This is a genomic window from Nostoc sp. NMS8 (assembly GCF_017115045.1).
Classification (GTDB): domain Bacteria; phylum Cyanobacteriota; class Cyanobacteriia; order Cyanobacteriales; family Nostocaceae; genus Nostoc.
Map to the genome: position 1 here is coordinate 1 of NZ_JABXKK010000016.1, position 22,585 is coordinate 22,585.

The 22,585-nt window shown below is 42.4% G+C and carries 34 protein-coding genes and 1 tRNA gene; 16 read left to right on the plus strand and 19 right to left on the minus strand.

Annotated features, from left to right (window positions below):
- Positions 1–177 precede the first annotated feature (177 nt).
- The 10 genes from HWQ39_RS01140 to HWQ39_RS01185 form a co-directional block, all read right to left on the minus strand.
- Positions 178–750, minus strand: coding sequence for a hypothetical protein (locus tag HWQ39_RS01140; RefSeq protein ID WP_292840354.1), 573 nt, complete (start codon positions 748–750; stop codon positions 178–180).
- 107 nt (positions 751–857) lie between these two features.
- Positions 858–1,439 (minus strand): 3'-5' exonuclease, encoded by a 582-nt coding sequence (locus HWQ39_RS01145; protein ID WP_292840357.1) that lies wholly within the window; start codon positions 1,437–1,439, stop codon positions 858–860.
- 84 nt (positions 1,440–1,523) lie between these two features.
- On the minus strand, positions 1,524–1,871 hold the full coding sequence (locus tag HWQ39_RS01150; protein ID WP_292840360.1) for a hypothetical protein: 348 nt from the start codon (positions 1,869–1,871) through the stop codon (positions 1,524–1,526).
- A complete protein-coding gene (locus tag HWQ39_RS01155; RefSeq protein ID WP_292840362.1) occupies positions 1,846–2,385 on the minus strand; it encodes a hypothetical protein in 540 nt (179 codons plus the stop codon). The genes HWQ39_RS01150 and HWQ39_RS01155 overlap by 26 nt, the downstream gene beginning before the upstream one ends.
- Entirely contained in the window at positions 2,367–2,639 is a 273-nt protein-coding gene (locus HWQ39_RS01160) for a hypothetical protein (RefSeq protein ID WP_292840365.1), read from the minus strand. Before HWQ39_RS01160 ends, HWQ39_RS01155 begins: the two co-directional genes overlap by 19 nt.
- A 93-nt stretch (positions 2,640–2,732) precedes the next feature.
- On the minus strand, positions 2,733–3,152 hold the full coding sequence (locus HWQ39_RS01165) for a hypothetical protein (RefSeq protein ID WP_292840368.1): 420 nt from the start codon (positions 3,150–3,152) through the stop codon (positions 2,733–2,735).
- A gap of 16 nt (positions 3,153–3,168) precedes the next feature.
- The gene (locus HWQ39_RS01170; RefSeq protein ID WP_292840371.1) at positions 3,169–3,420 is read right to left on the minus strand and encodes a hypothetical protein; all 252 of its coding nucleotides are present in this window, start codon (positions 3,418–3,420) and stop codon (positions 3,169–3,171) included.
- Positions 3,407–3,877, minus strand: a complete 471-nt coding sequence (locus tag HWQ39_RS01175) for a hypothetical protein (RefSeq protein ID WP_292840374.1) — start codon at positions 3,875–3,877, stop codon at positions 3,407–3,409. Before HWQ39_RS01175 ends, HWQ39_RS01170 begins: the two co-directional genes overlap by 14 nt.
- Positions 3,852–4,160 carry a hypothetical protein gene (locus HWQ39_RS01180; RefSeq protein WP_292840377.1) on the minus strand — a complete coding sequence of 103 codons (309 nt, stop codon included), beginning with the start codon at positions 4,158–4,160 and terminating at the stop codon, positions 3,852–3,854. Before HWQ39_RS01180 ends, HWQ39_RS01175 begins: the two co-directional genes overlap by 26 nt.
- A 72-nt stretch (positions 4,161–4,232) precedes the next feature.
- Complete coding sequence (locus tag HWQ39_RS01185) at positions 4,233–4,436, minus strand: peptide ABC transporter substrate-binding protein (protein ID WP_292840380.1); 204 nt, start codon at positions 4,434–4,436, stop codon at positions 4,233–4,235.
- A gap of 214 nt (positions 4,437–4,650) precedes the next feature.
- Here HWQ39_RS01185 and HWQ39_RS01190 point away from each other — a divergent pair, with 214 nt between their 5' ends.
- Positions 4,651–5,058, plus strand: a complete 408-nt coding sequence (locus tag HWQ39_RS01190; RefSeq protein WP_292840383.1) for a hypothetical protein — start codon at positions 4,651–4,653, stop codon at positions 5,056–5,058.
- Between the two features lie 96 nt (positions 5,059–5,154).
- Here HWQ39_RS01190 and HWQ39_RS01195 read toward each other — a convergent pair whose 3' ends face one another.
- Positions 5,155–5,511, minus strand: a complete 357-nt coding sequence (locus HWQ39_RS01195) for a KGK domain-containing protein (protein WP_292840386.1) — start codon at positions 5,509–5,511, stop codon at positions 5,155–5,157.
- 67 nt (positions 5,512–5,578) lie between these two features.
- Between HWQ39_RS01195 and HWQ39_RS01200 the strand changes: the two genes are divergently transcribed.
- The gene (locus HWQ39_RS01200; protein ID WP_292840389.1) at positions 5,579–5,932 is read left to right on the plus strand and encodes a hypothetical protein; all 354 of its coding nucleotides are present in this window, start codon (positions 5,579–5,581) and stop codon (positions 5,930–5,932) included.
- A gap of 212 nt (positions 5,933–6,144) precedes the next feature.
- Positions 6,145–8,586, plus strand: coding sequence for a DnaB-like helicase N-terminal domain-containing protein (locus tag HWQ39_RS01205; protein ID WP_292840392.1), 2,442 nt, complete (start codon positions 6,145–6,147; stop codon positions 8,584–8,586).
- A gap of 112 nt (positions 8,587–8,698) precedes the next feature.
- Here the strand turns inward: HWQ39_RS01205 and HWQ39_RS01210 are convergent, their stop codons facing one another.
- From HWQ39_RS01210 to HWQ39_RS01220, 3 genes are all read right to left on the minus strand, one after another.
- Complete coding sequence (locus HWQ39_RS01210) at positions 8,699–8,887, minus strand: hypothetical protein (protein ID WP_292840394.1); 189 nt, start codon at positions 8,885–8,887, stop codon at positions 8,699–8,701.
- Positions 8,888–8,988: 101 nt separating this feature from the next.
- Positions 8,989–9,141 (minus strand): hypothetical protein, encoded by a 153-nt coding sequence (locus HWQ39_RS01215; RefSeq protein ID WP_292840397.1) that lies wholly within the window; start codon positions 9,139–9,141, stop codon positions 8,989–8,991.
- A complete protein-coding gene (locus HWQ39_RS01220) occupies positions 9,138–9,743 on the minus strand; it encodes a site-specific integrase (RefSeq protein WP_292840400.1) in 606 nt (201 codons plus the stop codon). The genes HWQ39_RS01215 and HWQ39_RS01220 overlap by 4 nt, the downstream gene beginning before the upstream one ends.
- Positions 9,744–9,961: 218 nt before the next feature.
- Between HWQ39_RS01220 and HWQ39_RS01225 the strand changes: the two genes are divergently transcribed.
- The 12 genes from HWQ39_RS01225 (at position 9,962) to HWQ39_RS01280 (ending at position 17,490) form a co-directional block, all read left to right on the plus strand.
- The gene (locus HWQ39_RS01225; protein ID WP_292840404.1) at positions 9,962–10,312 is read left to right on the plus strand and encodes a hypothetical protein; all 351 of its coding nucleotides are present in this window, start codon (positions 9,962–9,964) and stop codon (positions 10,310–10,312) included.
- A complete protein-coding gene (locus HWQ39_RS01230; protein ID WP_292840406.1) occupies positions 10,312–10,761 on the plus strand; it encodes a hypothetical protein in 450 nt (149 codons plus the stop codon). The genes HWQ39_RS01225 and HWQ39_RS01230 overlap by 1 nt, the downstream gene beginning before the upstream one ends.
- Entirely contained in the window at positions 10,762–13,476 is a 2,715-nt protein-coding gene (locus HWQ39_RS01235; RefSeq protein WP_292840409.1) for a hypothetical protein, read from the plus strand.
- Positions 13,477–13,491: 15 nt separating this feature from the next.
- Positions 13,492–13,935: a hypothetical protein gene (locus tag HWQ39_RS01240; RefSeq protein WP_292840412.1), complete on the plus strand. Its 444-nt coding sequence runs from the start codon at positions 13,492–13,494 to the stop codon at positions 13,933–13,935.
- Between the two features lie 6 nt (positions 13,936–13,941).
- Positions 13,942–14,778, plus strand: coding sequence for a hypothetical protein (locus tag HWQ39_RS01245; RefSeq protein WP_292840415.1), 837 nt, complete (start codon positions 13,942–13,944; stop codon positions 14,776–14,778).
- Between the two features lie 104 nt (positions 14,779–14,882).
- Positions 14,883–15,476 carry a hypothetical protein gene (locus HWQ39_RS01250; RefSeq protein WP_292840418.1) on the plus strand — a complete coding sequence of 198 codons (594 nt, stop codon included), beginning with the start codon at positions 14,883–14,885 and terminating at the stop codon, positions 15,474–15,476.
- A gap of 2 nt (positions 15,477–15,478) precedes the next feature.
- Positions 15,479–15,730, plus strand: coding sequence for a hypothetical protein (locus HWQ39_RS01255; RefSeq protein WP_292840421.1), 252 nt, complete (start codon positions 15,479–15,481; stop codon positions 15,728–15,730).
- Entirely contained in the window at positions 15,727–16,176 is a 450-nt protein-coding gene (locus HWQ39_RS01260; RefSeq protein WP_292840424.1) for a hypothetical protein, read from the plus strand. Before HWQ39_RS01255 ends, HWQ39_RS01260 begins: the two co-directional genes overlap by 4 nt.
- An 8-nt stretch (positions 16,177–16,184) precedes the next feature.
- Positions 16,185–16,481: a hypothetical protein gene (locus HWQ39_RS01265; protein ID WP_292840427.1), complete on the plus strand. Its 297-nt coding sequence runs from the start codon at positions 16,185–16,187 to the stop codon at positions 16,479–16,481.
- A gap of 21 nt (positions 16,482–16,502) precedes the next feature.
- Entirely contained in the window at positions 16,503–16,700 is a 198-nt protein-coding gene (locus HWQ39_RS01270; protein WP_292840430.1) for a hypothetical protein, read from the plus strand.
- Positions 16,697–16,891 carry a hypothetical protein gene (locus HWQ39_RS01275; protein ID WP_292840432.1) on the plus strand — a complete coding sequence of 65 codons (195 nt, stop codon included), beginning with the start codon at positions 16,697–16,699 and terminating at the stop codon, positions 16,889–16,891. Before HWQ39_RS01270 ends, HWQ39_RS01275 begins: the two co-directional genes overlap by 4 nt.
- A gap of 194 nt (positions 16,892–17,085) precedes the next feature.
- Positions 17,086–17,490 carry a hypothetical protein gene (locus tag HWQ39_RS01280; protein WP_292840435.1) on the plus strand — a complete coding sequence of 135 codons (405 nt, stop codon included), beginning with the start codon at positions 17,086–17,088 and terminating at the stop codon, positions 17,488–17,490.
- A 7-nt stretch (positions 17,491–17,497) separates the two neighbouring features.
- On the opposite strand, the gene HWQ39_RS01285 is transcribed toward HWQ39_RS01280, so the two are convergent.
- Positions 17,498–17,686 (minus strand): hypothetical protein, encoded by a 189-nt coding sequence (locus HWQ39_RS01285; protein WP_292840438.1) that lies wholly within the window; start codon positions 17,684–17,686, stop codon positions 17,498–17,500.
- Between the two features lie 38 nt (positions 17,687–17,724).
- Between HWQ39_RS01285 and HWQ39_RS01290 the strand changes: the two genes are divergently transcribed.
- The gene (locus HWQ39_RS01290) at positions 17,725–17,952 is read left to right on the plus strand and encodes a hypothetical protein (RefSeq protein ID WP_292840442.1); all 228 of its coding nucleotides are present in this window, start codon (positions 17,725–17,727) and stop codon (positions 17,950–17,952) included.
- Between the two features lie 149 nt (positions 17,953–18,101).
- Here the strand turns inward: HWQ39_RS01290 and HWQ39_RS01295 are convergent, their stop codons facing one another.
- From HWQ39_RS01295 to HWQ39_RS01310, 4 genes are all read right to left on the minus strand, one after another.
- Positions 18,102–19,178, minus strand: coding sequence for an acyltransferase (locus HWQ39_RS01295; protein WP_292840445.1), 1,077 nt, complete (start codon positions 19,176–19,178; stop codon positions 18,102–18,104).
- Positions 19,179–19,381: 203 nt separating this feature from the next.
- Positions 19,382–19,612 carry a hypothetical protein gene (locus HWQ39_RS01300; RefSeq protein WP_292840448.1) on the minus strand — a complete coding sequence of 77 codons (231 nt, stop codon included), beginning with the start codon at positions 19,610–19,612 and terminating at the stop codon, positions 19,382–19,384.
- Between the two features lie 408 nt (positions 19,613–20,020).
- Positions 20,021–20,092 (minus strand) — tRNA-Lys (locus HWQ39_RS01305).
- 62 nt (positions 20,093–20,154) lie between these two features.
- Positions 20,155–22,404, minus strand: a complete 2,250-nt coding sequence (locus HWQ39_RS01310) for a GAF domain-containing protein (RefSeq protein WP_292840451.1) — start codon at positions 22,402–22,404, stop codon at positions 20,155–20,157.
- Between the last annotated feature and the right edge of the window lie 181 nt (positions 22,405–22,585).

Below are 22,585 nucleotides of genomic sequence, written 5' to 3' on the forward strand. Positions count from 1 at the left end.
TACAATTTCCATATGGCTATCGAGTCGGTGCAAGTTTTTTCTAATCAGCACCTTACAGCTATTTTCAGGTAAATAGACCACGTGGTAGGGACACAGCATTGCTGTGCCCCTACGAAAGATGTGGTTTAAATACATGAAAACTGCTGTAATGGTTCGATAGCTTTCTTGTCTATTCCGTCAACTAAAAATTGTCCGGAGTATTGCTGAATAAGAATTAGGATTAAAATCAAGGTCAGCAAATTTAGCCAATAATCGTAGTGTCAAGCAAAATCGTTTCCGCGTTCTTGTATCTGGCGTGGTTGTTAAAATGGCTTGCTTTAGCACTTCAGTATTAAGTATTTCGTGTTGAGGCAGTGTTTTAAAAACTGTCTGATATTCAACTTTCCATGTACTTTCTGTCTTGAAGTTACGTTGCCTTCTTTCAAAATAATCTTTCTCAAATTCTTGAATCAATTCACCAATAGTTTTCACTTTATTTTGTGATTCTGACCTTAAATAATCGTTCCAATCAAAGGTTTTAGTATCCAGCTTAAGTCTGAGCAACTTACCTTCCTTCTCAGCAAGCTTTACCCCGTCGAGGTTAGCGACAGTAATATTTATTTTCTGTTGATGCCAGTTGTTATTTATTGATTGTGGCTTTGGGGGAAGTGTCGCCCGTAAATAAAGTCTGCTGCCAATTTGCTCTATGTTTATGCTGTAATTACGGAGTCGTCCGTTAGCCTCCTTAATTCGGTGTTCAATATTTTTCATAGTTAAATTTCCATTAAAAACTCATCCCAAAATGAAGCAGGTTTGTACCTGCTTCTCGCTGGGATAAAGTCACTTGGCTTAGTTAGTGGTTTTGTCCGACAGTAAAGTTAAAAAGGAGCGTCAGACATTTGCTTGATTACTTCTAGCGTTGCCTTGCAATCTCCCAATGCAGAATGGTCTCCTCCTGGTAATTTCTGCCATTTGTAATTACCGTGATACTCATTCCACTCACCAACGTATTGAGAGTAATAGTGCATTGCACAATGAATCGATCCGCCATTGGTGAAAATCCTACAGTTCCTACGGTCGCTATTTGGAAAGGCAATTTGAATGCCTCTAGCTTTTAGAGAATTCCTGATTACTTTTAAATCGAATTCCGAATTGTAAATGATTACATCTTTATCACTTAGGAACTTCCACACATCCAAAAAGATTTGTTCAAAAGGAAGTGCTTGCACTACGTCACGATCATAGATGCCGTGTATCTCAGATGCGGCTTCACTAATTGCAATAGTTGGTTTTACAAGGGTTTGGTATTCTTGAGAACTAGTAAGAAGTCCTATCTGAATTACTTCTGCATTGTTACTCAATCCTGTGGTTTCGGTGTCTAGAATGCACCATTTATCGTTTTTGAGTATCGTATTACTCCATTCTGTGGACTTTTCTTGGTCGCTCATTTCGCTAGTCATAAATCACAATCTGGTATATTCTGACTTGGTAGATGTAGTTGTGAAACGCGATCGCACTTTTCAACCAGAAGCGCGATCGCAATTTCAACTTTTGAACGGCTCCACGACTCTGCCAGCAAGCCCAGACACAAAGCCCAGCGACACGCCACACCAGATATAAGAAGGTCTAATAAAAAGAGTGGCAATACCAATAACACCAGACCAAAACAGACCCGTTGCTAATATCTTCAATCCTTTGCCCTGCTCATGGCTGTTTAGGGCTTCGGCAATGATCCGCGAGTTCTCTAATGAGGTCGTAATTTTGGTAATATCCGCTTGACATTCGCGCTCAATTCGCGCGATCGCATCTCGATCCGCTTTAACTGGAGACGTTGCCATCTTGACAAGCACCAAACTTAGCACTTCGTTACCATCCATTTCTCTGTCCTTCATCTAAAATTTGTTGCAATAGCCGCTCTGCATCGTCCCACTGGCGACCTCCCATTTTGAGAACTCGCTCAATAACATGGGTTTTACCTTTGACTTCCAAAAGCGACTTAATCGCTAGATAGAAGGCTTTTTCCTGGGAAGTGGAAGTGGAAGTTTCATGACTTCGATCCGCGCTCGGCTCTTTATACAAGTGTTCTAGGCTGGTTTTTAATTCGCGATCGACTTCCGGCGGGTAAGTCGGTGCATCGCCATAGACTTCGTAAAGTACTTGCTCTTGCTGCTGAGTATGCAGTGCGAATTCGGTTTGCTCTAGTTCTTGGTTCATAGCCGCCAGTGCTGCACGTCGGGCATCCTGAACAATTAGCCGCCGCGACTCACCGACGAGTTGCACTGATGCAACAAGTGCCAGACTGTAGCTGATTCCTTTAGCGATCGCGGGAACCGGGGAAAGTGCAGTTAGCCAAAAAGCTGTTGCACTGGCGATAAGACAATTGGTTTTTAACCACCTATTAGCCATGACAGCATCCCTCCCAAGACAATCGAAACCGCGATCGCAATCAGCAGGGCGTAATAGTCATGCTGGGATAGCTTGAGAAACGGTCTAACAGCGTCATCCGTCAACAGTGCAAGGCATAGCGCAGCACAACACATAATGTAGATAACCCACATCACCCGAAATAAAGCAGGATGCAGCGCCCCTAGCCAAGCCACTGAGCTAGAGGCGATACATCCCAGAAGGAACCAAGCTCCCAGGTGTACCGCCTTTGCCATTAGTATTTATCCTTGACTTTGGCTTTCAGTTCGTCAATGCGTTGCTGTGCTTTGTTCTCAGCGCGGTCTAGACCAAAGCCTAACTTTGCATATTCAGGGCGCAGCGCGTGTAAATGCAAAGTTAGGCTTTGCATCAGAGCGTTTCTTGGTGAGTTCGTTGTCAGCAACTCCCTTAATGTAGGTACGATGGGCAGTGTGTACCTGTGCATCAGATTCTTCTAGTTTTCTTAGAGACTTGTAGGCGCGTTTAGCCTGACGCGCTTCTTCTCTCTTCTGGACTGCAACCTGCTTGAGTGCATCAGCCTCAGCTTTGTTGAAATACCGTGGTGTATGATTTACTGGTGCTGTCCTGACAGTTTCCCAAGTTCCCGCGTTCACGGGGTTAACTACGTTTGGATCTGTTGGAGCAAGCACCCGATTTTTATCAATTCCGTGGCCCCCTGTGGAGAGCGACGATTCATTACTCTTGTTACTGGACTTTGCAGCGCTGGTAATTCGTGCAAGGATTCCCATTATTTACTCCTATCTACTATCTACAAACTTGGTTTTTGACCTTCTCAAGCTGTTGGCTTTGAGCTTTCATCTCCCTCAACTGGACTTGATCCGCGCTCTGGTAAGTTGAGATTGCACCCATGCTTAAACCGGCAACCAGTGCAGCTGCAAGCATGACTAAAAATGCAGCTAGATTATTTCCGCCTGGCGTCGGTTCTGGTGTATCTGGGTAAAATTCCCCGGTGAATGGTACAACCTTACTGGTGACTTGTCGTTTAGTCTGTTTCATCTCCTCCCTCCAGCAACATCGGCTGATATGTGGGTAAGAGTAGATGCTCAGTTCCGGCGTTGATTGCAGCGCGGACTGATGTTTGCACTATTTGGCGCTGCTCAGGTGTGGGATTGTCCCTCATCTGTTTAATGCGTTGCAATGTTCGCCCCGGTAACAGCCGCCAATATTCGTTGGCGAGTCGCTCTGCATCTTCATCTAATAGCGACTCAAGTAAATCGGGTGCGTCGGATTCTGCATCAAAATTTGCATCATCCTTAGTTGCAGTTTTCGTTGCACGCCGACTCTGCAACAGTTCAATTCCCGCCTCAGTCCACAGCTTTTGCTTGTGTTCATCGCTCACAACGTGAACATTAAACTGGAACACTGAAGGATGTCGGCTTAACCAACTGCGGATCGTGCTTTCTGGGATTCCCGTTTCCCGCGCTGCTTCAGGAGTGGTGTACAACTGGCTCATGTTGTTGCCCCCAGCGAATTTGTGCAATGAGTGCTTCGAGTAAGCCCATGAGGTCGCTATCTGCTAGTGAATTTTTATACATTTCAGAAGGCAATTGCTTAATCTCAATGCGAGGATCGCCATCTTGTTCAGCGCAGAGTTGATCCGCAATTGCTGCCACAAGAAAAAGTTTTTCTTTTTTGGTTATCTTCTCGAATGTTGCACCGTACCTCTCCTCCAACAATTCCAGGTAGGAACCATCGCCTGGGGTATGAGCCGTGTAGTAGCCTAATGGCTTCGACATTGGTAAAATCTCCTTGTTAAATACTATGCATTTGGCGATCGCAGTCCTCATATCCTGAGTGCGATCGCCTTTTTACTGTTCTTCTGGCACGATGTTTTTAAATTCGCTGATTCCTCCCTCATAATGTCTTGCAATCCCTGCTGTCACTTCATCGTCGGTCAGTTGATCCACCTCCTCTTCATATAGATCACCCCAGGGACAGCAATCTCTAATCCAATTTCTGGCTTCAAGTAGTTGATTTGGTGTTAGTTCCTCCATTAGTTTTTGGTTAGTCATCAGTCATTGGGCATCAGATACAGGGTGTTTCCGCGCAAGGTGGCGTGGATGCTTGCTCCGGTTTATTGGGATGCCCTGCAAGGTGGCAGGGGGGAGCTATCTATCGAGTTTCTTTCATATATAACTAATGCTAGTATATTATATGAATGAAACCTGTCAAGCGTTTTATTCATACAGAAAGGTTTTATTCATACAATAAAATGGGGGTGTTGTCGTGATATGTGAAAATGGCCAGACCCAAGAAACTAGCAGAGGACTCAATTCGAGCCACGTTTTTGATCAGCCTGAAAGATTGGGAGGATTTCAGGGATCAAGCTCACTCTATGGGCTTGAACAGGTCAGACCTAATCAGGTTGATTGCTCAACGCAAGATACCTCTAGGAGAACAAGTAAACGAAGAAGGACTCCTTCTGGGAAAATCTTAGAGCGCCTCAAACGTATTCAAGAGAAGCATCTTTCAAGTCTCAAGACGCATCAACATCTCTTGGAATCTCAACTTAATTATCTCAAGGAAGAAGAGGAAGACTTCCGAAAAGAAGTTGAGGAGCTTGAGGAAGAAATTTACAACTTAGTTTCGAGCGAGGGCAAGTCTCCATTGCCTAACGAAGAAAATCAAGAATAAAGCCGTTTGCCTCTTTAGGTAGACGGCTTTATTCGTGGCGATCGCGCTGACTTCAAAGTGGAGTGCGATCGCCACGAAGCAATGACCAATGACAGACTATTCGGGATTGAGTTGCGATCGGAGGTCATCTAATGATAATTCTGGCTGACCAAGAATCATGGAAGGATTCTGCTGAGAGGCTTCTGGTTCATCTGGGACAAAATCTAGTCTTAATCTGAGTCTTCCTTTCTGCCAGCCTCCGCCTTTAGTCAGCATGACTTTACAAATGACACCATTCTCAAGCTCATCTCTTTCTATCGATCTAAACGCCAAATCCTTCAGAGACTCGATCAACTCTCCACACGTAGATGTTGTATTACCAGTAAAACTAACATCCTTGTCCATAGAAACAACATCATCGTCGTACAAGATGATTTCGTTATTCATTTCGCGCTCTCTTTTGATACAGAACATGGCGGATCAAGCTACGAACTTCATCCGCCTTTCCTAAGTTTTCCCAATGCCCAATAACTAATGACCAATGGCAACTCAAACAGCAATCACCCAACTAGAAACCGAGATGACCCGCCTGGGGTGGACGTGGCAGCATCCACGAATTCAGAAATTCTTCCAGGAATCTGCCACTAAAACAAACCGCCCTATCTCTGGCATCACAGACCTTTCTCACAAATACATCGTTCATCTCACAAAACTTGTTCATGCCTACTGGGAATGTCAGCACATCATCGGAATTCTAGCGATCGACTGGAAAGACCCTCGAATAATCAGCACATTCCAAAAATACGGTTATCCCAACAGAATGCCACTCAAAGGATGGGAAGAACTCGTTAAGGAACTGGATAAAAGATGGTTTGAGTCAGGAGGTGGATTTTAAATAGCAACTATCAACAATGTCTCAATAGCAACTAAGCAAATCACCACACGCAAAAAAAAACTCACCAACTTGTACATTGGTGAATTCAATACAATAAAACATCAGTAAAAAATGAACAAATACTTAATAAGATTAAGCGGTCAAATAACCGTTACTTTCCCACATTCTACCACATCAAATAACTCAAAGCTAGCTAATCGGGGGACAGAACAATGGTAGTAGTTCCCTATACATACACCGAAGAACCAAACTTTAAACCTGATAATAACAGGCTTCCACCATGCAACATTGCAGCAGAAGAAGGGATATTAGGTGGAATACTTCTTGACCCGGATGCAATCTATAGAATCAAAGATAGATTAAAGCCAGAACACTTTTATATTGGCGCACACAAGGATATTTACCAAGCCTGCTTAAGACTTTGCAAGAGAGGGCAGCCAACAGACTTGTTGCACGTTACTAGCTGGTTATCAGACAATGAATTGCTACTAAGAATTGGTGGCAGAAATAAGCTAGCTAGCCTTTTCGACAGAACCGTTAGTGCAGTCAACATTGATAGTTTAGCGTTTTTAGTTATTGAAAATGCTTGGCGTAGAAAAGCAATAAAAGATGCTAATGAACTTGAACAATTGGCTTACGATACCCAGACAGAATGGGCAGAGATTTCTGTAGCATTTGAAAATAAAATTAAGACAATCTTCTCAGCACCAGTAGCGCCAACAAAAGAAGAAAATCAACTGTGGCACTACAACCAGCTAATTAGTGAACTAGAAAACATCTACCTCAAAACATCTAATCCTGGTCTGAAACTATACAAGCTTCAAGAATTAGCTAATAGCAGCCCTGGCAGAAGAGTTAAAGACCTCGAAGACCTTTACATGAAATCTCTGTGCGCCACAGTTGAGCCACGTAAAAGCTTAGATGAACTTGAAGAGGAAGTAGGCACACAGGGAAGGAAATGGCTTTTGGGCGGAATACTTCCACAGGCAACCACCGCGCTAGTAATCGCCGATGGTGGAGTTGGTAAAACGAAGTGGCTTTATGACTTACTCCACTGCATCGCCTCTGGTAAAAACTGGAATGGGTTCCCTGCCACCTCTGACGGGCGACGGGTTTTAATTTACCAGGGTGACGAATCAAAACACGACATGCTTCAGGCCCTAAATAAACGTGGGTTTAAACCAGGTACAGAAGTTCGTAAAAAGACAGGGGTCAGATTTGGCTGGAACACTGATGCTATGCCGACTCTGTATGAAGATGCTACCGAGTTTAAACCTGCGATCGTGATGATTGACTCCCTAACCTTTGTTAACCGCTACTCCCTTTACGACGAAAACAGAACAGAATACTCCCGCCCTGTCCTGGAGCTAAACAAATTCGCGGCAGAAACCGGGATAACTGTAGTTATCGTTCACCACACCAACAAAAGCGGAGGGTCTAGAGGGACGACAGCAGTTAGAAATGCTGTCTCAGAAGTTATCAAATTAGAGAAAGACCCCAACCCCAGCGCTAACCCCCAAGAGAAAATTCTCACGATCGAGAAATCGCGATCGCGCCGCTTCCCCGCAAGCTATCGCTTATTTTTCAACGAAGAAGACTTTAGTTTCTCCGTGCTAGAGGAAGTTGGGCAAGAGTTGGGTTCCCCGGATCTGTCCACCAAAGACCAGATAGTTAAATTCCTCCAGGAACACGCCAACGTTAAATATCAAGCCGAAGAGATAGCCCATTACCTTAAAACGACACCAGGCAACGCTCGACGATGTTTAGGACAGTTAGCAAGAGATGGGCTAGTAATCCTTGATGAGAGAAACTTTAGCGGGACTGCAAAACTGTATTACATCGCCCGTGAGTCCGAAAATTGTAGTACAGAAAATCCTTTACAAACCGCAACAGTAACATCGTCTCCGAGGATCACCCTTGAAAATGACTCAAGCTCTTGTCAGTCAGAAGAAATAAACGAGTCACCAGAGATGTATAAAAACAATGGATCACCTCATGATCACCCTATGATCACCTTGACGGATCACCTTCGTTACAATTCTGCAAGCCATACAAAGCAAGAGCTTTTACCCAATTGTAACGAAGGTGATCATCTAAGTATGCCGGAAATCGAAGTTTTATCAAATTCTGAATTAGAAAAAAAAATCGATGTTGAGACAGATGCCCTGATCACCTTTGCCGGAAACGTAGATGTGACAAGGAATCCAGAAGGTGATCCGGTAAGGCGATCGCAAGGTGATCATGAGGTGATCCAATGCGATTGCGATCGCCTCGATGACAACAACCATGTACTACAAGCTTTCGAACCAGAATTGCCGATCATGCCTCTGCTCCAGGAGAAAGCTAGCTACTGGAGTGCGTCCTTCAAACGAGAGGTAAAAATATTCCAGATTTTTGATGAATTCTCCGAAGCCAGTTGCCAAGTATCAGGACGAGGCAGATTTAGCCTGACCTTCACTGACTTGCAATGCTTATCACAATCCCCCAGGAGTGACTTTAGCGTGGGAGACAAGGTAGTTATTCTGGTTGGCAAGTATAAGGAAACCTTTGCAACCATTACCACCATTAGAGCCGATGGTATTTGGTTAAAGTGCGACGATCGCAAAAAACGACTTGCCAAAGCTTACTTCCCCCACCAACTGGCAAAAGTCTGACATTATAATTCGGCAGAGTGCGATCGACAAGTATAAAAAAGCTCATGCAAACAACTGCCAGCATGAGACTACATCAAAAGTTAGCGTAGCAGAAACCCTGCCGTACTTGGGTTTACCCGTCATCGTCGCTATCAACATCGTCAGCAATGACAATATTCACGCCGTCAGACCCAGCCTCAAAACCGACGATGCTAAATGTTTCGCCATAGCCATCAGTCAGAGATATCTGTGCATCGCTGGGAAAATTTTGTAATTCAAGAATCAGTTCTTGGACTGTAATTTGTTTGATTGCAGTATCCATATTTTTCTCCGATTTAAAAATGCGATCAACTCTTTGAGAAAGCGATCGCGCTGTGACTAATTTGTGATTTGAGCTTACCTTACCTGCTCATTGAAACTTTGTCACAGATTAGGGTAAATTTCATCGACTTGCTCCCATGCCTGGTTAGCGAGATTTTCTAAGGCCATAGCTAAATACAGGGGATGGTCATATTCCCCTTGCTGCAAGCGCTCAAAGAAAATTTCGATTTGCAGGAATAGGAGTTTAGCATTCATAGAGTAGCGATCGCGTTTTTCATATCGTCTTCACTGACTTCGATATATGCCGAAAGCACTTTTAAGTCAGAATGACCAGTGATTTTTTTGATCATTGCCAAGTTGATACCCTTGTTCGCAAGATTGGTGATGAAACTCCTCCTGGTGCTGTGAGTGCTAATTCCTTTGGCTGATAACCCAGCTTTGTCAACGGCAGCGCGTAAAATTGCATCTGCCCACCTCAAAGTAATTGCTTTGTCTCCAACGCGTGCCGGAAACAGCCACAGAGAATCTGACTCTGGCTTGTATGCAAGCAATATCTCCCTGAGAACTGGATGCACTGGCACTTGTCGGTTTTTGCGTTTGGATGGGTCTTGTGATTGGCGCTTGCTGCTGGGTTTAGCCTTGCGCGTTCTGGCCCGAAAATTGATATACTCACGTGGGCTACCATCATCGCTGTAAACATCGGCAACTCGCAGCTGCACCAAAGCACCCCAGCGTTCGCCTGTGTACCAAGCTAAATCGAAAAGCAACTTGTATTTGCGGCTCCTAATCTGTGTGCGAATTTTTGAGCAATCCGCATAAGTCAGAACAGCCGCTTGACCTTCTCTATCATTTTTCATTCGATCTGTTCTCTTCTTAACTATTCCGGTTTAACCCTGCACAGTGGCTAAACCGGAATATTTCTGTTTTTAGTTATTAGCTAAATCTGGCTTAATCCTATTCAGAGCAAGCCTTTAGCGTCTTCAGTAAATGTTCTTGTTTTACATAAAAGTGGAACATTTACTTATTTTTGATTGCCGCATAAAACGGATTTATTCACTTTATTAAATTCGCTTTTATGACAGAACCAACCTTAGTCCAAATTCTTGGAGCCGGAACAACAAGATTAGCTAGTGGAGCGACTACATCCACTTCGGGATTATTCATCCCAGATTCAGCCTTAACTAGTGCTGGGCTGGCGACGCCCTCAGCAGCTACAGCAGAGGGTCATCTTGTTGCACTTTTACTGGCGGCTAAAAGTTATCTGACGCAAACAAATTTTGATGCAAACACAGACCAAAGCATCTTAATTAGCGATGGCTTCTCTAGTTTTACGACACGTGGAACGGCAAATTATAGACAAGATCAAATAACTGTTTCTCTTGCCAAAGTAGATACTTCATCAACAATTGATCCGGATAACTACTAATGACTTGTACGCTTACTGTCCATTTCCTTGTACCAGGCTACCAAGATGGTACAGACGTTCAGAGCTACAGCGTACCCGATGGTAGCTATCAATCGCCTTACGCCGTACCGAGAACAGACTTAGGCAATAACGGTAGCACTAACAATGCCTATGATGTTCGCTGTGATGGCGATGCTGGGACTTTAGTGCTTGCGACTTATTTTCCAGGTAGTTTACATCCATCTATATCGTCGGCAACTAATAGCTGTGAAGCACCAACGTACTCTTACGATTGTATTAACGGTGCTTGTACCAAAAAAAACGTGTATAACACACCAGGTATATACAGTTCATTAAGTGAATGCGAAACGGCTTGCGGTACTGGCTGTAGTGGGAAGTGCGTTAGCAACAGTGATTGGGCACAAATAGAAGGTTTAGCAAGTCAACTCCGTAGCAAAGAATGTGGATAAATGAGTAATGCTTCTAGCGTAATTACGAGTATGCAATCAGCGCTTAATTGCGCTAGTAAGTGCGATTGCTGTGCCAATTTACAATCACAAATTGATGGCATCAATGCAAGACTCAATGGAATAAAAACACTTACAGAAGCGCAAGTAAGAGCAATTGCTCAAGATGTAGTTGAGACAAATAAACCAACAATTGTACAAACTACAAAATCAGCATTACAACCAGATATTGCGACAGCTGTAGCTGGTGGAATTGTGGTAGTTACCAATAAGTTACAACCACAGATTGATAGTGGAATTGCTAAGGCAAGGGAAGCTTTAGAAAAAGCTTTTAGTGCAAAAAATACAGCAGAAAATGCTATAAGTGACGCTGCACAAGCGGCAAGGGAAGCTGGGGCGGCGCGCGCTCAAGCTGTAGCGGCAGACAGAAAAGCCGTAGTTGCTCAAGATACCGCTAGTGAGGCATCATCTGTTGCAGGCACAGCGAGAGGCAAAGCCAATAGCGCTTTCGACAAGGCAGGATATGCCGAACAGAAGGCTGAACTCTCAGCGAAACAAGCCGAAAGCGCACGAGTAAAGGCTAATTCTGCTGAAGATATAGCTAGAACTGCCAGCAGAGAATCAGAACTTGCAAAGGGAATAGCTAATCAAGCGGATCTCAATGCAGGTAACGCAGTAAATAAAGCAACTTCGGCTGAAAGTACTGCAACACGGGCGATTAGTGAAGCAGGGACGGCAATCTCGGAATCACACACCGCAACAAGTACTGCTATAAAAGCTTCAAGTGAAGCGCTTGAGGCGAATGCGGCGGTAGGTGGTTTGAGAGGTGTAGTTGATGGACTAAAAGGGCGCGTCGGAGCTTTGGGTAATGCTATCGCAAGAGTAGAGGGTATTGCTGCGGAGGCACTTGCTCAGGCTGCGAGTGCTATCGGCATAAGCAGGGAAGCGCTCAATGGTATTGGTAGGCTTGCAGGACGCATTGCTGAAATATTTAACATCCTTGGTACTCTGGCGGCACTAATTGAGCAACTTGCTACCCTTAATACTCTTGGGGCGCGGATTGATGCAGTGGAGCGAGGTCTAGAGGCATTGGGCGAAAGCGTATCCGGCATCCTCGGTAAGCTTTTAGGACTACAGAATCGTATAGCAAATAATGAAGCCACTATTGGGCAAGTGAGAGGAATTGCTCTCAGTGCTAGAGATATTGGTGAAGCCGCTAACCTCAAGGCTGGCGCTGCATACGTATTGGGCGGGCAAGCGCAATCTACAGCGATAGCTGCTCAATCACAAGCATCTCAAGCACAGACTACAGCAGATGGTGCGGTACGTAACGCGGAACGTGCAAACGAGAATGCCACGACAGCATATCAGAAAGCAACCACAGCCCAAGATATCGCTGAGTCAGCAAAATCCATTGGAGCGCAAGCATTACAGAAAGCAGGTGAAGCACTAGGGCTTGCTGTAACCGCAATATCACTTTATCAATCACTTAAATTACTACGAGGACTAAAGGGCGATAAAGGTGATAAGGGAGACATGGGATTACCTGGTAGACCGGGTAGGGACGCAATACCCGCGATAAACGGGTTAAATGGAGCGCCCGGTAGAGATGGATTCCCTGGGCGCAATGGTACACCGGGGTTAAATGGCATCACAACAGTTATCAGGTTGCCAAGCGCCCCAGGTAGAGATGGCAAACCAGGTACACCGGGAATACCAGGCAGAGATGGAAGGGATGGACGGGATATGGGACAAGCCGAAGTTGCTGATTTAAAGGCTTTTATCGCAGCGCAACACGTACAAACCAGGAATGCACTAAAAATAGCAATTGATGCCGTAAGAGGTGCTATATCTAGCACGGTGTCTTCACTTGGCAGTAATCTTGCAAATATACTCGGTGGCTTCAATGCAGCGTTGAATAGTGGAAATCTTGGTCTACTTACCGTCATAAACGCCAAGCTGGGAGCGCAACTTGAGGGTGGAATTGCAGGTAAATTAATTAACGGGTTTAAGTGGTTGCAAATTGATAGAGCGCTCAACGTACTCACATTGGCAGCAAGTATTCACAATGCTGCAATGCTATCAAATAACCTCGGCACAACACTATTCAGCATGATTAACAACGTGTTGAGTGCCATTGGCTTAAAAGGTGACGATGGTAATGCATTTGATATCGGTGCAATCCTGAAAAAGGGTATTGAAGGGTTAATAAAAGACGCTATTGGTGAGGAGAATTTCAAAGCATTAAGCGCTGATTGGAAGGCAGCAAATCGCATTTACCAAGCAACAGCAAATGTCTTGAATTCAGTCCAATCAATCGGTAATAGCATTTTGTCAGCACTAAATATTGTCGGACAGTGGAATGCAAAAGTTGCCAACGCATTGCGTATTTGGGGCGTGGTAGGCGAGAAGGCCTACGGGTGGTTTAACCCCAATGTCGATTTTTCAAACAAGTGGTTTACTCGATTAGAAAACGCAACAAATCTCGTCTCACAGGTTGACCAAGTAGCAACAGAGGTACTTTCAATTAAGCAAACCGTGGAACAGTTTGGGACACAGAAAAAAGAGTTAGAAGACAGTCTCAAACAAACAGAATCCGCTATCAAACAGACAGATAAGCCAGAAGCGGAGGCAATAAAAGCCAAACAAGCTGAAATTAAAACAGCAAGCGCTTCGCCAACGATTGAGACTGACGACAAATTAGACGCAAGTGATTAAACAGGAGTTAAATAAATGGTAGCTCAATTCCCGGAAATAGCCACAACACCACTGAAGCGATTAACACCATCGATTAGTGCAGAAGTAAAAACTTTTACCTCTTTTTCACCAGCAATAGATAGTAATAATCAGCCGATTCCTGGAGGTCAAGCAACAATTACAAGGAGATACACGATATTAATTCAAGTAACAAATATTGAAAAGCATCTAGCTGTAGCAACTTTTTCTAGAATATTTGATTATGTAAAATTAATCGCCTCAAACAATGTCAACCCCAGTTCTGCTGATGATGTCGAATCTCAAGTCATGCTCTCAGTTGACTCATCAGAAGTTGTTAGCGTCTGTGATTTATCTCTAAAAATAAACAAGTTGAGTGCGGATTATATTGATGGATACTTTGACAATACACTAGCTTATTTAACAAATGCAATTGAAGTAGACCTAAACCCAGATGAGTGATTCTTTATGCCACTACCCGATGATTTCAGTCCATTTGAACATTTACAGAGTGTAATAATTCAACAGCATAATCATATTGTCAAAGACTATTTCAAGGATATGGGTGATGATTGGGAACCAGAAGTAGCAACAGGAAGGGGTAGCCTGCGGGTAGCTTGCACAATCTTAGATGAAGACAGTGCGCTAGTTATGGCAATGAGGCATAGATTGCTTTTTGATGTTCTTGGATACAATAAAGCAGGTCTAATGGTATATTATGGCTCGAAAGAAAGTATTGAGCCGCCAGTAGAAGGTCATCCAAAAATAGTATTTTATTTCTCTCAGGATTCTGCATCTGTTCCATCTACACAAGATTATAAAGCTGATGCCGAATACAGTGTCAGGTTAATGGGTTTAGAAAATACTTCTACTAATTTACATTCTAAATTAGTAGAAATAGCTACCGAAATCAGAACACAATTTCTAGAAGCAAAGCAAGGAATTATTCTTACTAAAGGTAATTTAGGCGTAATCTACAAAGATCCAGCGCATGGATTTTCTAACGGACGTAGGATATTAGCTAACACCGAAGCTGAGGCCATTGATATTTATAAAAGAATGTGCAATGTAATTGATGTTATTTTCGATGAGGAAAAAATTACTGTAAGTAATCCGAAAAAACCAAGCACTACCGGAACTGTTACACAAACTCAGGTAATTATGGGTAAAACGCGTAAAAAACGTGCCTATCGTCGAGTTGTTAATGTCCGTTTTCGGTATGCTTACGCACTTATTCCTGGTGAACCACAACCAGTATTTTTAGTAGATACGACCTATAGATATCATCCCCTAGTCAAAATTTAAAACCACGCTAAAAACTAAAGGAAACATCTAATGTTTCCGAGAAACAAACCACGCGAAAACTGCTGCTATGGTTGAGTTTCAACTAAATTTCATCAAAAAATAAAATGGCTTATAAAGATATTAGTCGTGGGGTACGTCTGGCTGCCGATCACGCTAAATACATAACTTGGCTTGAGAAGGATACAGCAGCTAGGCAAGCAGCTTATGCAACCGTAACCACCGCTGCCAATAAGGTAAAAACCGATAGAGTTCTTGGAGCTATTATTCCTTTTAGTTCAAGTGGCACAAATCTTGTATACCTTCCTGCTAGGCTGATTGCTGATACTCAAGGAGGTAGAGGTAATATTTTAGCTACTACTTTGCGAGGTGTACTTGCAGAGTTTACTTTCACGCAAGCAAACTTAAACGCTTTAACTACTCCCAACATCATAGAAGGTACTAAGTTTAAACCCGCAAAATTAACGGTAATTCAACGGGTAACTACAGCTACCACCAAAGAAGCTTCGCGGATTACAGGACGACTTTACTACAGGCATGAAAACGACTCTGTGACTGGTTCCTTTGGCAAAAAAGTCGCTGCTGATACTTACGATTCTGTGATTACAGCTATCAAGGATAAAACTGCATTCACAGGTTTATTTACTGGAAGTGCAAATGCTTTGGCTAGTAAATATCGCTTTGTGCCAGAAGGTGTATAGTCATGTCTATTGCGTCTGACAATAATTTGCTTTGGGTTCCTCCAGATATTAGCGATTTGCTAACTGTGTCTGTTGATGGTCAAGCTGATAATAGTACTAGTCAAGGGATGATTATTATCAATGGTGCAGCAAACCAGTGGCTAACTGGCGTAATGGACGATCACACCTACTTTGAATTACTAGATCACTTTGGTATTGACCCATTAGGCTTTGTTGGTGAAGTTGAAGAACACATGGCTTTATTGATGAGATGACACGTAATTTACAGTTAGGGATAGAGAGTAATTGGCATTTGCAATACAGTGATTCTTTCCCTGCTGTAAGTTACTTAAATGATTCAGCAGGAAAGCCAATTTATCAAAGGATAACTGAAATAAATATTCCTGTAGTGTTTGACAAAAACATCATTGCTGTCTCTGTTAATACCACTGTTCCTGTCGGCAAGATTTGGAAGTATGCAGGATACTTACGCCGCAGCTTAACAACTGGGTTGGGTGCAAGTTTTCTCGGAGAGCCGGAAAGCTTGTTTTTAGGGAAATTCAATTTAATCATCTTTGATGATTTAAATCTCAATTATTTTTTATCCCTCCAAGTTCCTAAATGGTTTATTAGCGCGAATATTGCCATTTATCAGTATGAAGGTGTTGATACAACAACAATTGAAGATGATGTCAAAGCAATAAAAACAGCAGTCGTGTAAATACAATCATGAAATTTGATGCTAGTGTAAGTAGCTTTTTACTAGCTTTTGTTGGTTCGCTATCTGGCTGGATTGCATGGTGGGTTGCAAGAAGACAGCAGCTTGTTCAAAAGGCTGTTTCGGAGGCAGAGAAGTCTGTCAATGAAAAACGAGACTTTGACCATCTTGTTAGAAATCAATCCGAGATTTCAAAAAATATTGCTTACGGCTTTGAGGATCTTGAGGATCGGATTGATGCAATCGCTAACGAATTGCGAGAAATCAAAGCTTATTTGATCCGCAAAGTAGTTGATAAAGAAAACTAACACTCAACAGGAGTAATCAAAATGTCTAAATCTACTCTCAATACGCTTTCTACTATTTTTGGTTTAATCGCTGGTGGATCTAGTTTGCTTGGCAGTACTGGAATCATTAATCATTCAACTGCTGGCACTATTGGGGGCATTGCTACGGCTATCCTCGGTTACTTGGTACAACAACCTGCGGCTGGTGAACAACCATCAGCACCTCAGAAACCTTTATGACTGAAATCAATAAGCCTCTCGATCAAGAAAGATTGCTACTGACCTTAGAACAGTTACAGATTACGTTAGAGCAGTTGCAAATCAAGATGGAACAAATAATACAGATTAATCTCATTCGATACGATCTTCTAGAAAAGCGGGTTAAAGAGTTAGAGCGGCTGCAAACCGAATCAAGCTCACGCGGCGAGTAGTTACTGGGGTCTAGAAAATTAGGTTGAACAACCCAAGGTAGAATGCAAAGCCTAAACACAGCATTCCTATTAGCTTCATGCGTCCCCAAGGATAGCCATATAAATAATCGTAATAGGCTATAACCGTTGAGGGCAGAGACAGTAAGTATTCGCTAAGATCCTCTAACTGTTTTATTATCTTTTCAATGTTCAGCATGATGGATAGATTTACACTAGAAAATTACTTTCAGTTACACGATGGAAAAGCAATTGATTTTAGGCTTAGAGTCCAAAAAGACCAAAGCAATCAGTATAGCTTTTACATTCATCCCCAAGATATTGACGGTGAAACTTGGGATTTTAAGGTTATTGGTAATTTTCTAGAATGTACTACATCCACGAGTGAAACCTTAAACAGTCTGTTAGTAGACGGTGAGACACTTGAAAATCTCGATAAAAACGTATTGTTTTTGCTGATTAAGCAAGTAGCTAGAAGAGTTTTGGAACTAGAAACCGTAAATACTTCACAGAGAGACCAGCTATTTGAAAGACTGGAAGCTCTAGAACAGTTTCAGCGTGAGTATGAAACCGCTCAGGAGTACGAACGCGATCGCAGCTAGTGGGGATTCATTCTAGGCACAATTTTAGATACTCTGGATTAACCAGCATGAGATAGTTTTCCAGCACGCACAAGCCATTTGGAGCAATCCAAATGATTTTATAAGCAGTGTTGAGCGACATCCCCACAGCGCCAGGTGCATTGTCAGGAATGGGTATTTCCTTACGTTTAACTAAGTCGCCAATTTTAAAACTCACTGGGGATTCAGGGTAACTGAAAGTTTTGAAGATTTGCTATGAATGTATGTTGCTCAAATGGTTTATACATCACCGGGAATGACCTAGAGTTATGTTTTTTGGCTAGAACCCTAGAAGCCGCTAGACTTGACCCTTGTTGGGATAGCGAGGGAAATACACTAATACTCGACGACGATGAACATCCCCAAGACAAGGTTATTTCTTTTCTCAAAGCCTATTTTGAATTGCGGAATCTAGATTATGAAATCAACGGGGATTCACTCTAGTAATTTTGGTTATTTGGGAAGTCTATCTGGCGAGTAAGCCGATTATCTGGAAAATCAGCGAAATCTTCCTTTTCGTCTGCTATCTCGATAGTTTGGCAATCTTCGGTCATAGTGCAATCACTTCTGCTTGTAAACTACACCCCTAACTCCTAAAGTTTTTTAATCAAAGCTTTTCCTAAGGCAATGCCAGGTAACTCTACGTACTTATATAGAAAATACGATGTTATATATGTTAAGGGTATAACTGTAATTATTATTATCATTACACATTGGTTGGTTGTGTACCCTAGTGGATATAAATTTCGCTCTATATATGCACCGATAATTGATAAGAAAAATCCATGAAATAAATATACTGAGTATGACAAGTCTGATAAAACAGTAAAAATTTTATCGTCAAAAAATTTATTTAATTTATGGCTAGAATCACTATCATATAGTGAAAATGTTAGCAGTATTGCAGCAAGTAATAAATAAAAGTTATCTTGCTGATGTTTTACGGCGCATAATAAAAAGACTGATAAAAGAGAAAAATTCCTTTTCTCAATCTCTTGATGAAATATTCCATAATAAATGAAAATACCAATCAAGAATGTGGGAAGTTGATAAAAAATCAATGAAGGCTCTGTAAAACCAGGGATAATATATTTACTAGATAAGACACTTACAAGTATTGTTGCAATCAAAAATAGTGCCAGGTTGCCTAAGCTAGCTCTTTTTAAAAACAAAAATATTAATGGGAAAATTAAATAAAATTGCATTTCTAGCGCTAGACTCCAATCTGGTAGCATAGTTGAAAATGCTTGTTTTGGCATTAATCCAAAAATATAAGTAATGTGCAATAAAATATTTTGTATACTAAAATCTACTGGGATACTTGCCAACCATTGATTATTGTTTAACATCCCAAGTTCACGATAACTTGGTATAAAATAATCTACTAAAAGTAATGCAACAATAAGCTCAACATAGTAGGCAGGGGAGAGCCTAAAAAATCTTCTAATGTAAAAAACTATCCAATTCCTCTTGTTTTCAAGGGGGTATTGAGTGTAAATAATTTCCGTGGTATACATCATAAGAAAGCCGGATATCATCATAAAGATATCTACTGCCACTTTTGCGTTGGGGTTATATCCTCCATATCCGCCCCAAATAGCACAATGCGAAATTACTACCCACAAAGATGATATTCCTCTAAGCCCGTTGATAGTTGATATCTTTTTCATGATGTGCCTTTTTACGTCAACTACACCTTGGCACGTTCATTTGGGCAACCCCGATTAGAGAGGGTTAAACGCTGATTCTGCCGTAAAAAGATTTATAAAATTTAACAGCGTGGTGGTAAGAGTTTTTACTGGTTGGCACGTAATGAATTATTTTATCCTCAGCTCCTGTCATTATTCAAAATCTCCATTTTGTCTTTTGGTGACTACAACGCGATGTAATGCGTTGGCGACAGAAATGCTAATGGGATAGCTCCTTTTACTTTGTGATAATCGACCAAGCTCCATTCCATATCTATTATCCAGAAATGGATCGCCTCAAATGCGTCGCCTTCAACCTCTGCTACGATCTCTAAAATTTCTAATCCGTCTTCTGATTCTTCCACCTGGGCTGGAGTCATTTCAACGTACTGGATTTTGTACAACTCAGTAGTCATAATTTGCAAAGGTAAGCAACCCTAGTGAACTTTGGCAGATCCGGTGTAAACAAACAATGATGCAAGCTGCTACAAAAGTGTCCGGCGGTAGCTTCTGCCAGCCTAAATAATTTGGCTCCAATAAGATTTTATGAATTGTTTTTGGGCTTAGGATACGCGATATCCGGTCAATAGCAGCATGATAAGGATTGTCAAATTTCCTAAATCGCATTGTTCAAAATTCTCTTTTCGTCACATTTTAACCGTCCTATGGACAAGTTAGACATTCCACTGGACAGCAGACGTTTTTATTCAAATTAGTCAAAGCTTTAGTCGCACTTACCGTTGATAAATGGGGCTTTCAGAGGTAGCCACCAACTCAATTTAGTCAAGAATTAGTCAAAGGTGAAATCTGGAAGCTGAAAGAAGTGGGTGACGAGGGATTTGAACCCGCAACCAATAGATTAAGAGTCTACTGCTCTACCGTTGAGCTAGTCACCCACACGAATAACAATCATAGCATAACTTCTGACAATTTAGCTAGTACCGCACCCAAAAACGAATTAAAAGGGGAATTTAACAGTGAAGGTGGTTTGACCGACTGCACTCTCTACATAAATTGAGCCGCCTAAATGTCTGACCATTTTCTGCACTAATGCCAATTCCAATCCAGTGCCGCTATGTTTCCAAGGATCGTGTTTGGAAAGGTGATAGAAAGGCTCAAAAATCCGTGAGAGTTCATTGCTGGTAAACTCTATTCCCGAATTGGTAATATTAAGCTCGATCGCATCCCCTGTCAGGTGAGCAAAAACTGTGATGTATTCACCGGCTGGTGTGTATTTGCAGGCATGGTTAAGCAGTTCGGTGACAATTCGCTCTAAATCAGTAATATCTGTCTCCAAAGGCGGCAAGGCACGATCAACAGTCAGGTTTAACTGCTGTCGCTGGCAATTGGTGAGGTCTCGAAAGGACTCGATAATCGGGTGAAGCCAGCTTTGAAAGTCAATGGCAATCAAAGTTGGAGGTTCGGGTTCGGCTTCGAGATATGTAAGTGTGAGTAAGTCGTTAATTAACTTGCTTTCTCGCCCACACTCGTTATGCAGAATTTGCAATAGTTGTGGAACTATTTCTATCTCTGATATTTCTGCTGGTGTGAGGACACTTTCGAGAGTCTGGACTGCAAGACTAATGCTTGTTATTGGTGTCCGCAGTTCTTGAGAGAGGGTTCTGAGAAATTGGTTTTTTAGCCGATCGCGTTTTTCTAGTTCTTTTACCTGTGCCTGGTTTTGTTTGTAAAGCTTTGCTTGACGAATGGCGATCGCACATTCATTTGCTACCTGCTGCACTAACTCAATTTCAAATTCATCAAAAGCCTCTTGTGATGGTCTTGTCAACCAAATATTTCCCAAAATCCCTTGAGTATCGAAAATTGGACAAGCCATCTGAGCCATAACTAGCAACTTTGGTTGCCATCCCGGCTGAATTTCTAAAAATTGCAATGGTTGTTTTTGCAATAGCGGCTGATAAACTTCCAGACGGTCTGCAATCTGTCTACTCAATCCTTGACATGAGGGTAAGTTAATGCAGTATTCGTAAGTGATAGTAACTAGAGTTTGGCAGGTGCTATAGAGTTCGATTTGGCAACGCTCAAGGTTCAGTAATTGTGCTAATTCTTGGGTGACTGTCTGCAACACCTGAGTTTCATCTAGACTGTCACGGATTTGTTCTGTCATCCGTCGCACCAAGGCTTCAAAGTTTCGTACCTGCTGCAACTGATTGAGGTGTTTCTGTTTTTGCAACTCTATCTGGGCTTTGAGATCCTGGAGTTGCTGATGAAGTTCTGCCTGTTGGATGGCAATGCTGATTTGAGTTGCCAACTGTTTGAGCAAGTCAGTTTCGGTTTGCTGCCATTGACGCGATTCTCGGCAATGCTGGGCAATTAATAGCCCCCACATATCTTGCTCTTGGAAAATCGGCACGACTAGATTAGCTCTAATCTGCAAAGATGCCAGGAAATCTATATGGCAAGGATGCAGTCCGGCTGCATAAATATCTTCGACAACTTGAATGCAGCCTCTTCCATAGTGTTCTGGATGTTTGCTAGCCAAACAGGGATCGCTGATGTTTTTTCCCAAGAGAGGATTACTGGCGGCTACAGTTGATTCGGCAATGATGATTCCACTACCATCAGCCTCGAAGCGATAAATTAACACGCGATCGCAATTCAAAAACTGCCGGAGTTCAATTGTTGTCTGATGCAGAATTGTCTCTAATTCTACAGATTGATGAATCCGTCCAGCGATCGCTTCTAGCAATTGCTCTCGTTCAATCTGGAGTTCAACGGCTTGTTCTGCTTGCTTCACAGGAGTGATATTGCTGCTAGTCCCAATCAGTCGATAAACCCTGGAGTTAGCATCTTTGAGTGGGGTGAGAGTCGTACTCCACCAAGTAGGTATTCCCTGGAATTGCAAACATTGTTCGTAAGAAATAGTTGTGCCGAAACTTACACAGTCAGCATAACGTTGACGCACCCTAGCAGCATCAACGGGGGAGAGAATATCTTCAGGTTTTTTGCCCCGGAGATCGTCTGAGCAAATGCCTATCCACCGCTCATGAGTGGGATTAAGGGCTACATATCGAAAATCTCCATCCTCTAGAACATCAACTACAAATATTGATGCCTGCACAGAATCGTACATGCTCAATAAAAATTGCTCGCTACTGCTTTTCTCATCTACTTGTGTGCCGAAAAGAATTTGAGGTGGTGATAATTTTGTCAACTCCATAGTTGATTCTGCTGGATTTATATTCATGCGAGAGTCCCTGTCTGGTATTACTGACTCTTCTAGGCGCTCTCTTATCGTTAAGCTTGTAGTAGTAGATGCACTTTAGCGCCTATAGCAAAGTATTGTCAGCTGTTGCTCATCGAAATTTGGATCTTTCTCTACTTCTTGTCAGAAATCTAGGAAAGCTAATAGGAGTCAGCTTAACAAA

What these genes read in the sequence shown, in the direction of transcription:
- HWQ39_RS01140 (WP_292840354.1), bottom strand. Translation starts at nt 750, where the DNA reads ATGAAAAATATTGAACACCGAATTAAGGAGGCTAACGGACGACTCCGT.
- HWQ39_RS01145 (WP_292840357.1), bottom strand. Translation starts at nt 1,439, where the DNA reads ATGACTAGCGAAATGAGCGACCAAGAAAAGTCCACAGAATGGAGTAAT.
- HWQ39_RS01150 (WP_292840360.1), bottom strand. Translation starts at nt 1,871, where the DNA reads ATGAAGGACAGAGAAATGGATGGTAACGAAGTGCTAAGTTTGGTGCTT.
- HWQ39_RS01155 (WP_292840362.1), bottom strand. Translation starts at nt 2,385, where the DNA reads ATGGCTAATAGGTGGTTAAAAACCAATTGTCTTATCGCCAGTGCAACA.
- HWQ39_RS01160 (WP_292840365.1), bottom strand. Translation starts at nt 2,639, where the DNA reads ATGGCAAAGGCGGTACACCTGGGAGCTTGGTTCCTTCTGGGATGTATC.
- HWQ39_RS01165 (WP_292840368.1), bottom strand. Translation starts at nt 3,152, where the DNA reads ATGGGAATCCTTGCACGAATTACCAGCGCTGCAAAGTCCAGTAACAAG.
- HWQ39_RS01170 (WP_292840371.1), bottom strand. Translation starts at nt 3,420, where the DNA reads ATGAAACAGACTAAACGACAAGTCACCAGTAAGGTTGTACCATTCACC.
- HWQ39_RS01175 (WP_292840374.1), bottom strand. Translation starts at nt 3,877, where the DNA reads ATGAGCCAGTTGTACACCACTCCTGAAGCAGCGCGGGAAACGGGAATC.
- HWQ39_RS01180 (WP_292840377.1), bottom strand. Translation starts at nt 4,160, where the DNA reads ATGTCGAAGCCATTAGGCTACTACACGGCTCATACCCCAGGCGATGGT.
- HWQ39_RS01185 (WP_292840380.1), bottom strand. Translation starts at nt 4,436, where the DNA reads ATGACTAACCAAAAACTAATGGAGGAACTAACACCAAATCAACTACTT.
- HWQ39_RS01195 (WP_292840386.1), bottom strand. Translation starts at nt 5,511, where the DNA reads ATGTTCTGTATCAAAAGAGAGCGCGAAATGAATAACGAAATCATCTTG.
- HWQ39_RS01200 (WP_292840389.1), top strand. Translation starts at nt 5,579, where the DNA reads ATGGCAACTCAAACAGCAATCACCCAACTAGAAACCGAGATGACCCGC.
- HWQ39_RS01205 (WP_292840392.1), top strand. Translation starts at nt 6,145, where the DNA reads ATGGTAGTAGTTCCCTATACATACACCGAAGAACCAAACTTTAAACCT.
- HWQ39_RS01210 (WP_292840394.1), bottom strand. Translation starts at nt 8,887, where the DNA reads ATGGATACTGCAATCAAACAAATTACAGTCCAAGAACTGATTCTTGAA.
- HWQ39_RS01215 (WP_292840397.1), bottom strand. Translation starts at nt 9,141, where the DNA reads ATGAATGCTAAACTCCTATTCCTGCAAATCGAAATTTTCTTTGAGCGC.
- HWQ39_RS01220 (WP_292840400.1), bottom strand. Translation starts at nt 9,743, where the DNA reads ATGAAAAATGATAGAGAAGGTCAAGCGGCTGTTCTGACTTATGCGGAT.
- HWQ39_RS01225 (WP_292840404.1), top strand. Translation starts at nt 9,962, where the DNA reads ATGACAGAACCAACCTTAGTCCAAATTCTTGGAGCCGGAACAACAAGA.
- HWQ39_RS01230 (WP_292840406.1), top strand. Translation starts at nt 10,312, where the DNA reads ATGACTTGTACGCTTACTGTCCATTTCCTTGTACCAGGCTACCAAGAT.
- HWQ39_RS01235 (WP_292840409.1), top strand. Translation starts at nt 10,762, where the DNA reads ATGAGTAATGCTTCTAGCGTAATTACGAGTATGCAATCAGCGCTTAAT.
- HWQ39_RS01240 (WP_292840412.1), top strand. Translation starts at nt 13,492, where the DNA reads ATGGTAGCTCAATTCCCGGAAATAGCCACAACACCACTGAAGCGATTA.
- HWQ39_RS01245 (WP_292840415.1), top strand. Translation starts at nt 13,942, where the DNA reads ATGCCACTACCCGATGATTTCAGTCCATTTGAACATTTACAGAGTGTA.
- HWQ39_RS01250 (WP_292840418.1), top strand. Translation starts at nt 14,883, where the DNA reads ATGGCTTATAAAGATATTAGTCGTGGGGTACGTCTGGCTGCCGATCAC.
- HWQ39_RS01255 (WP_292840421.1), top strand. Translation starts at nt 15,479, where the DNA reads ATGTCTATTGCGTCTGACAATAATTTGCTTTGGGTTCCTCCAGATATT.
- HWQ39_RS01260 (WP_292840424.1), top strand. Translation starts at nt 15,727, where the DNA reads ATGACACGTAATTTACAGTTAGGGATAGAGAGTAATTGGCATTTGCAA.
- HWQ39_RS01265 (WP_292840427.1), top strand. Translation starts at nt 16,185, where the DNA reads ATGAAATTTGATGCTAGTGTAAGTAGCTTTTTACTAGCTTTTGTTGGT.
- HWQ39_RS01270 (WP_292840430.1), top strand. Translation starts at nt 16,503, where the DNA reads ATGTCTAAATCTACTCTCAATACGCTTTCTACTATTTTTGGTTTAATC.
- HWQ39_RS01275 (WP_292840432.1), top strand. Translation starts at nt 16,697, where the DNA reads ATGACTGAAATCAATAAGCCTCTCGATCAAGAAAGATTGCTACTGACC.
- HWQ39_RS01280 (WP_292840435.1), top strand. Translation starts at nt 17,086, where the DNA reads ATGATGGATAGATTTACACTAGAAAATTACTTTCAGTTACACGATGGA.
- HWQ39_RS01290 (WP_292840442.1), top strand. Translation starts at nt 17,725, where the DNA reads ATGAATGTATGTTGCTCAAATGGTTTATACATCACCGGGAATGACCTA.
- HWQ39_RS01295 (WP_292840445.1), bottom strand. Translation starts at nt 19,178, where the DNA reads ATGAAAAAGATATCAACTATCAACGGGCTTAGAGGAATATCATCTTTG.
- HWQ39_RS01300 (WP_292840448.1), bottom strand. Translation starts at nt 19,612, where the DNA reads ATGACTACTGAGTTGTACAAAATCCAGTACGTTGAAATGACTCCAGCC.
- HWQ39_RS01310 (WP_292840451.1), bottom strand. Translation starts at nt 22,404, where the DNA reads ATGAATATAAATCCAGCAGAATCAACTATGGAGTTGACAAAATTATCA.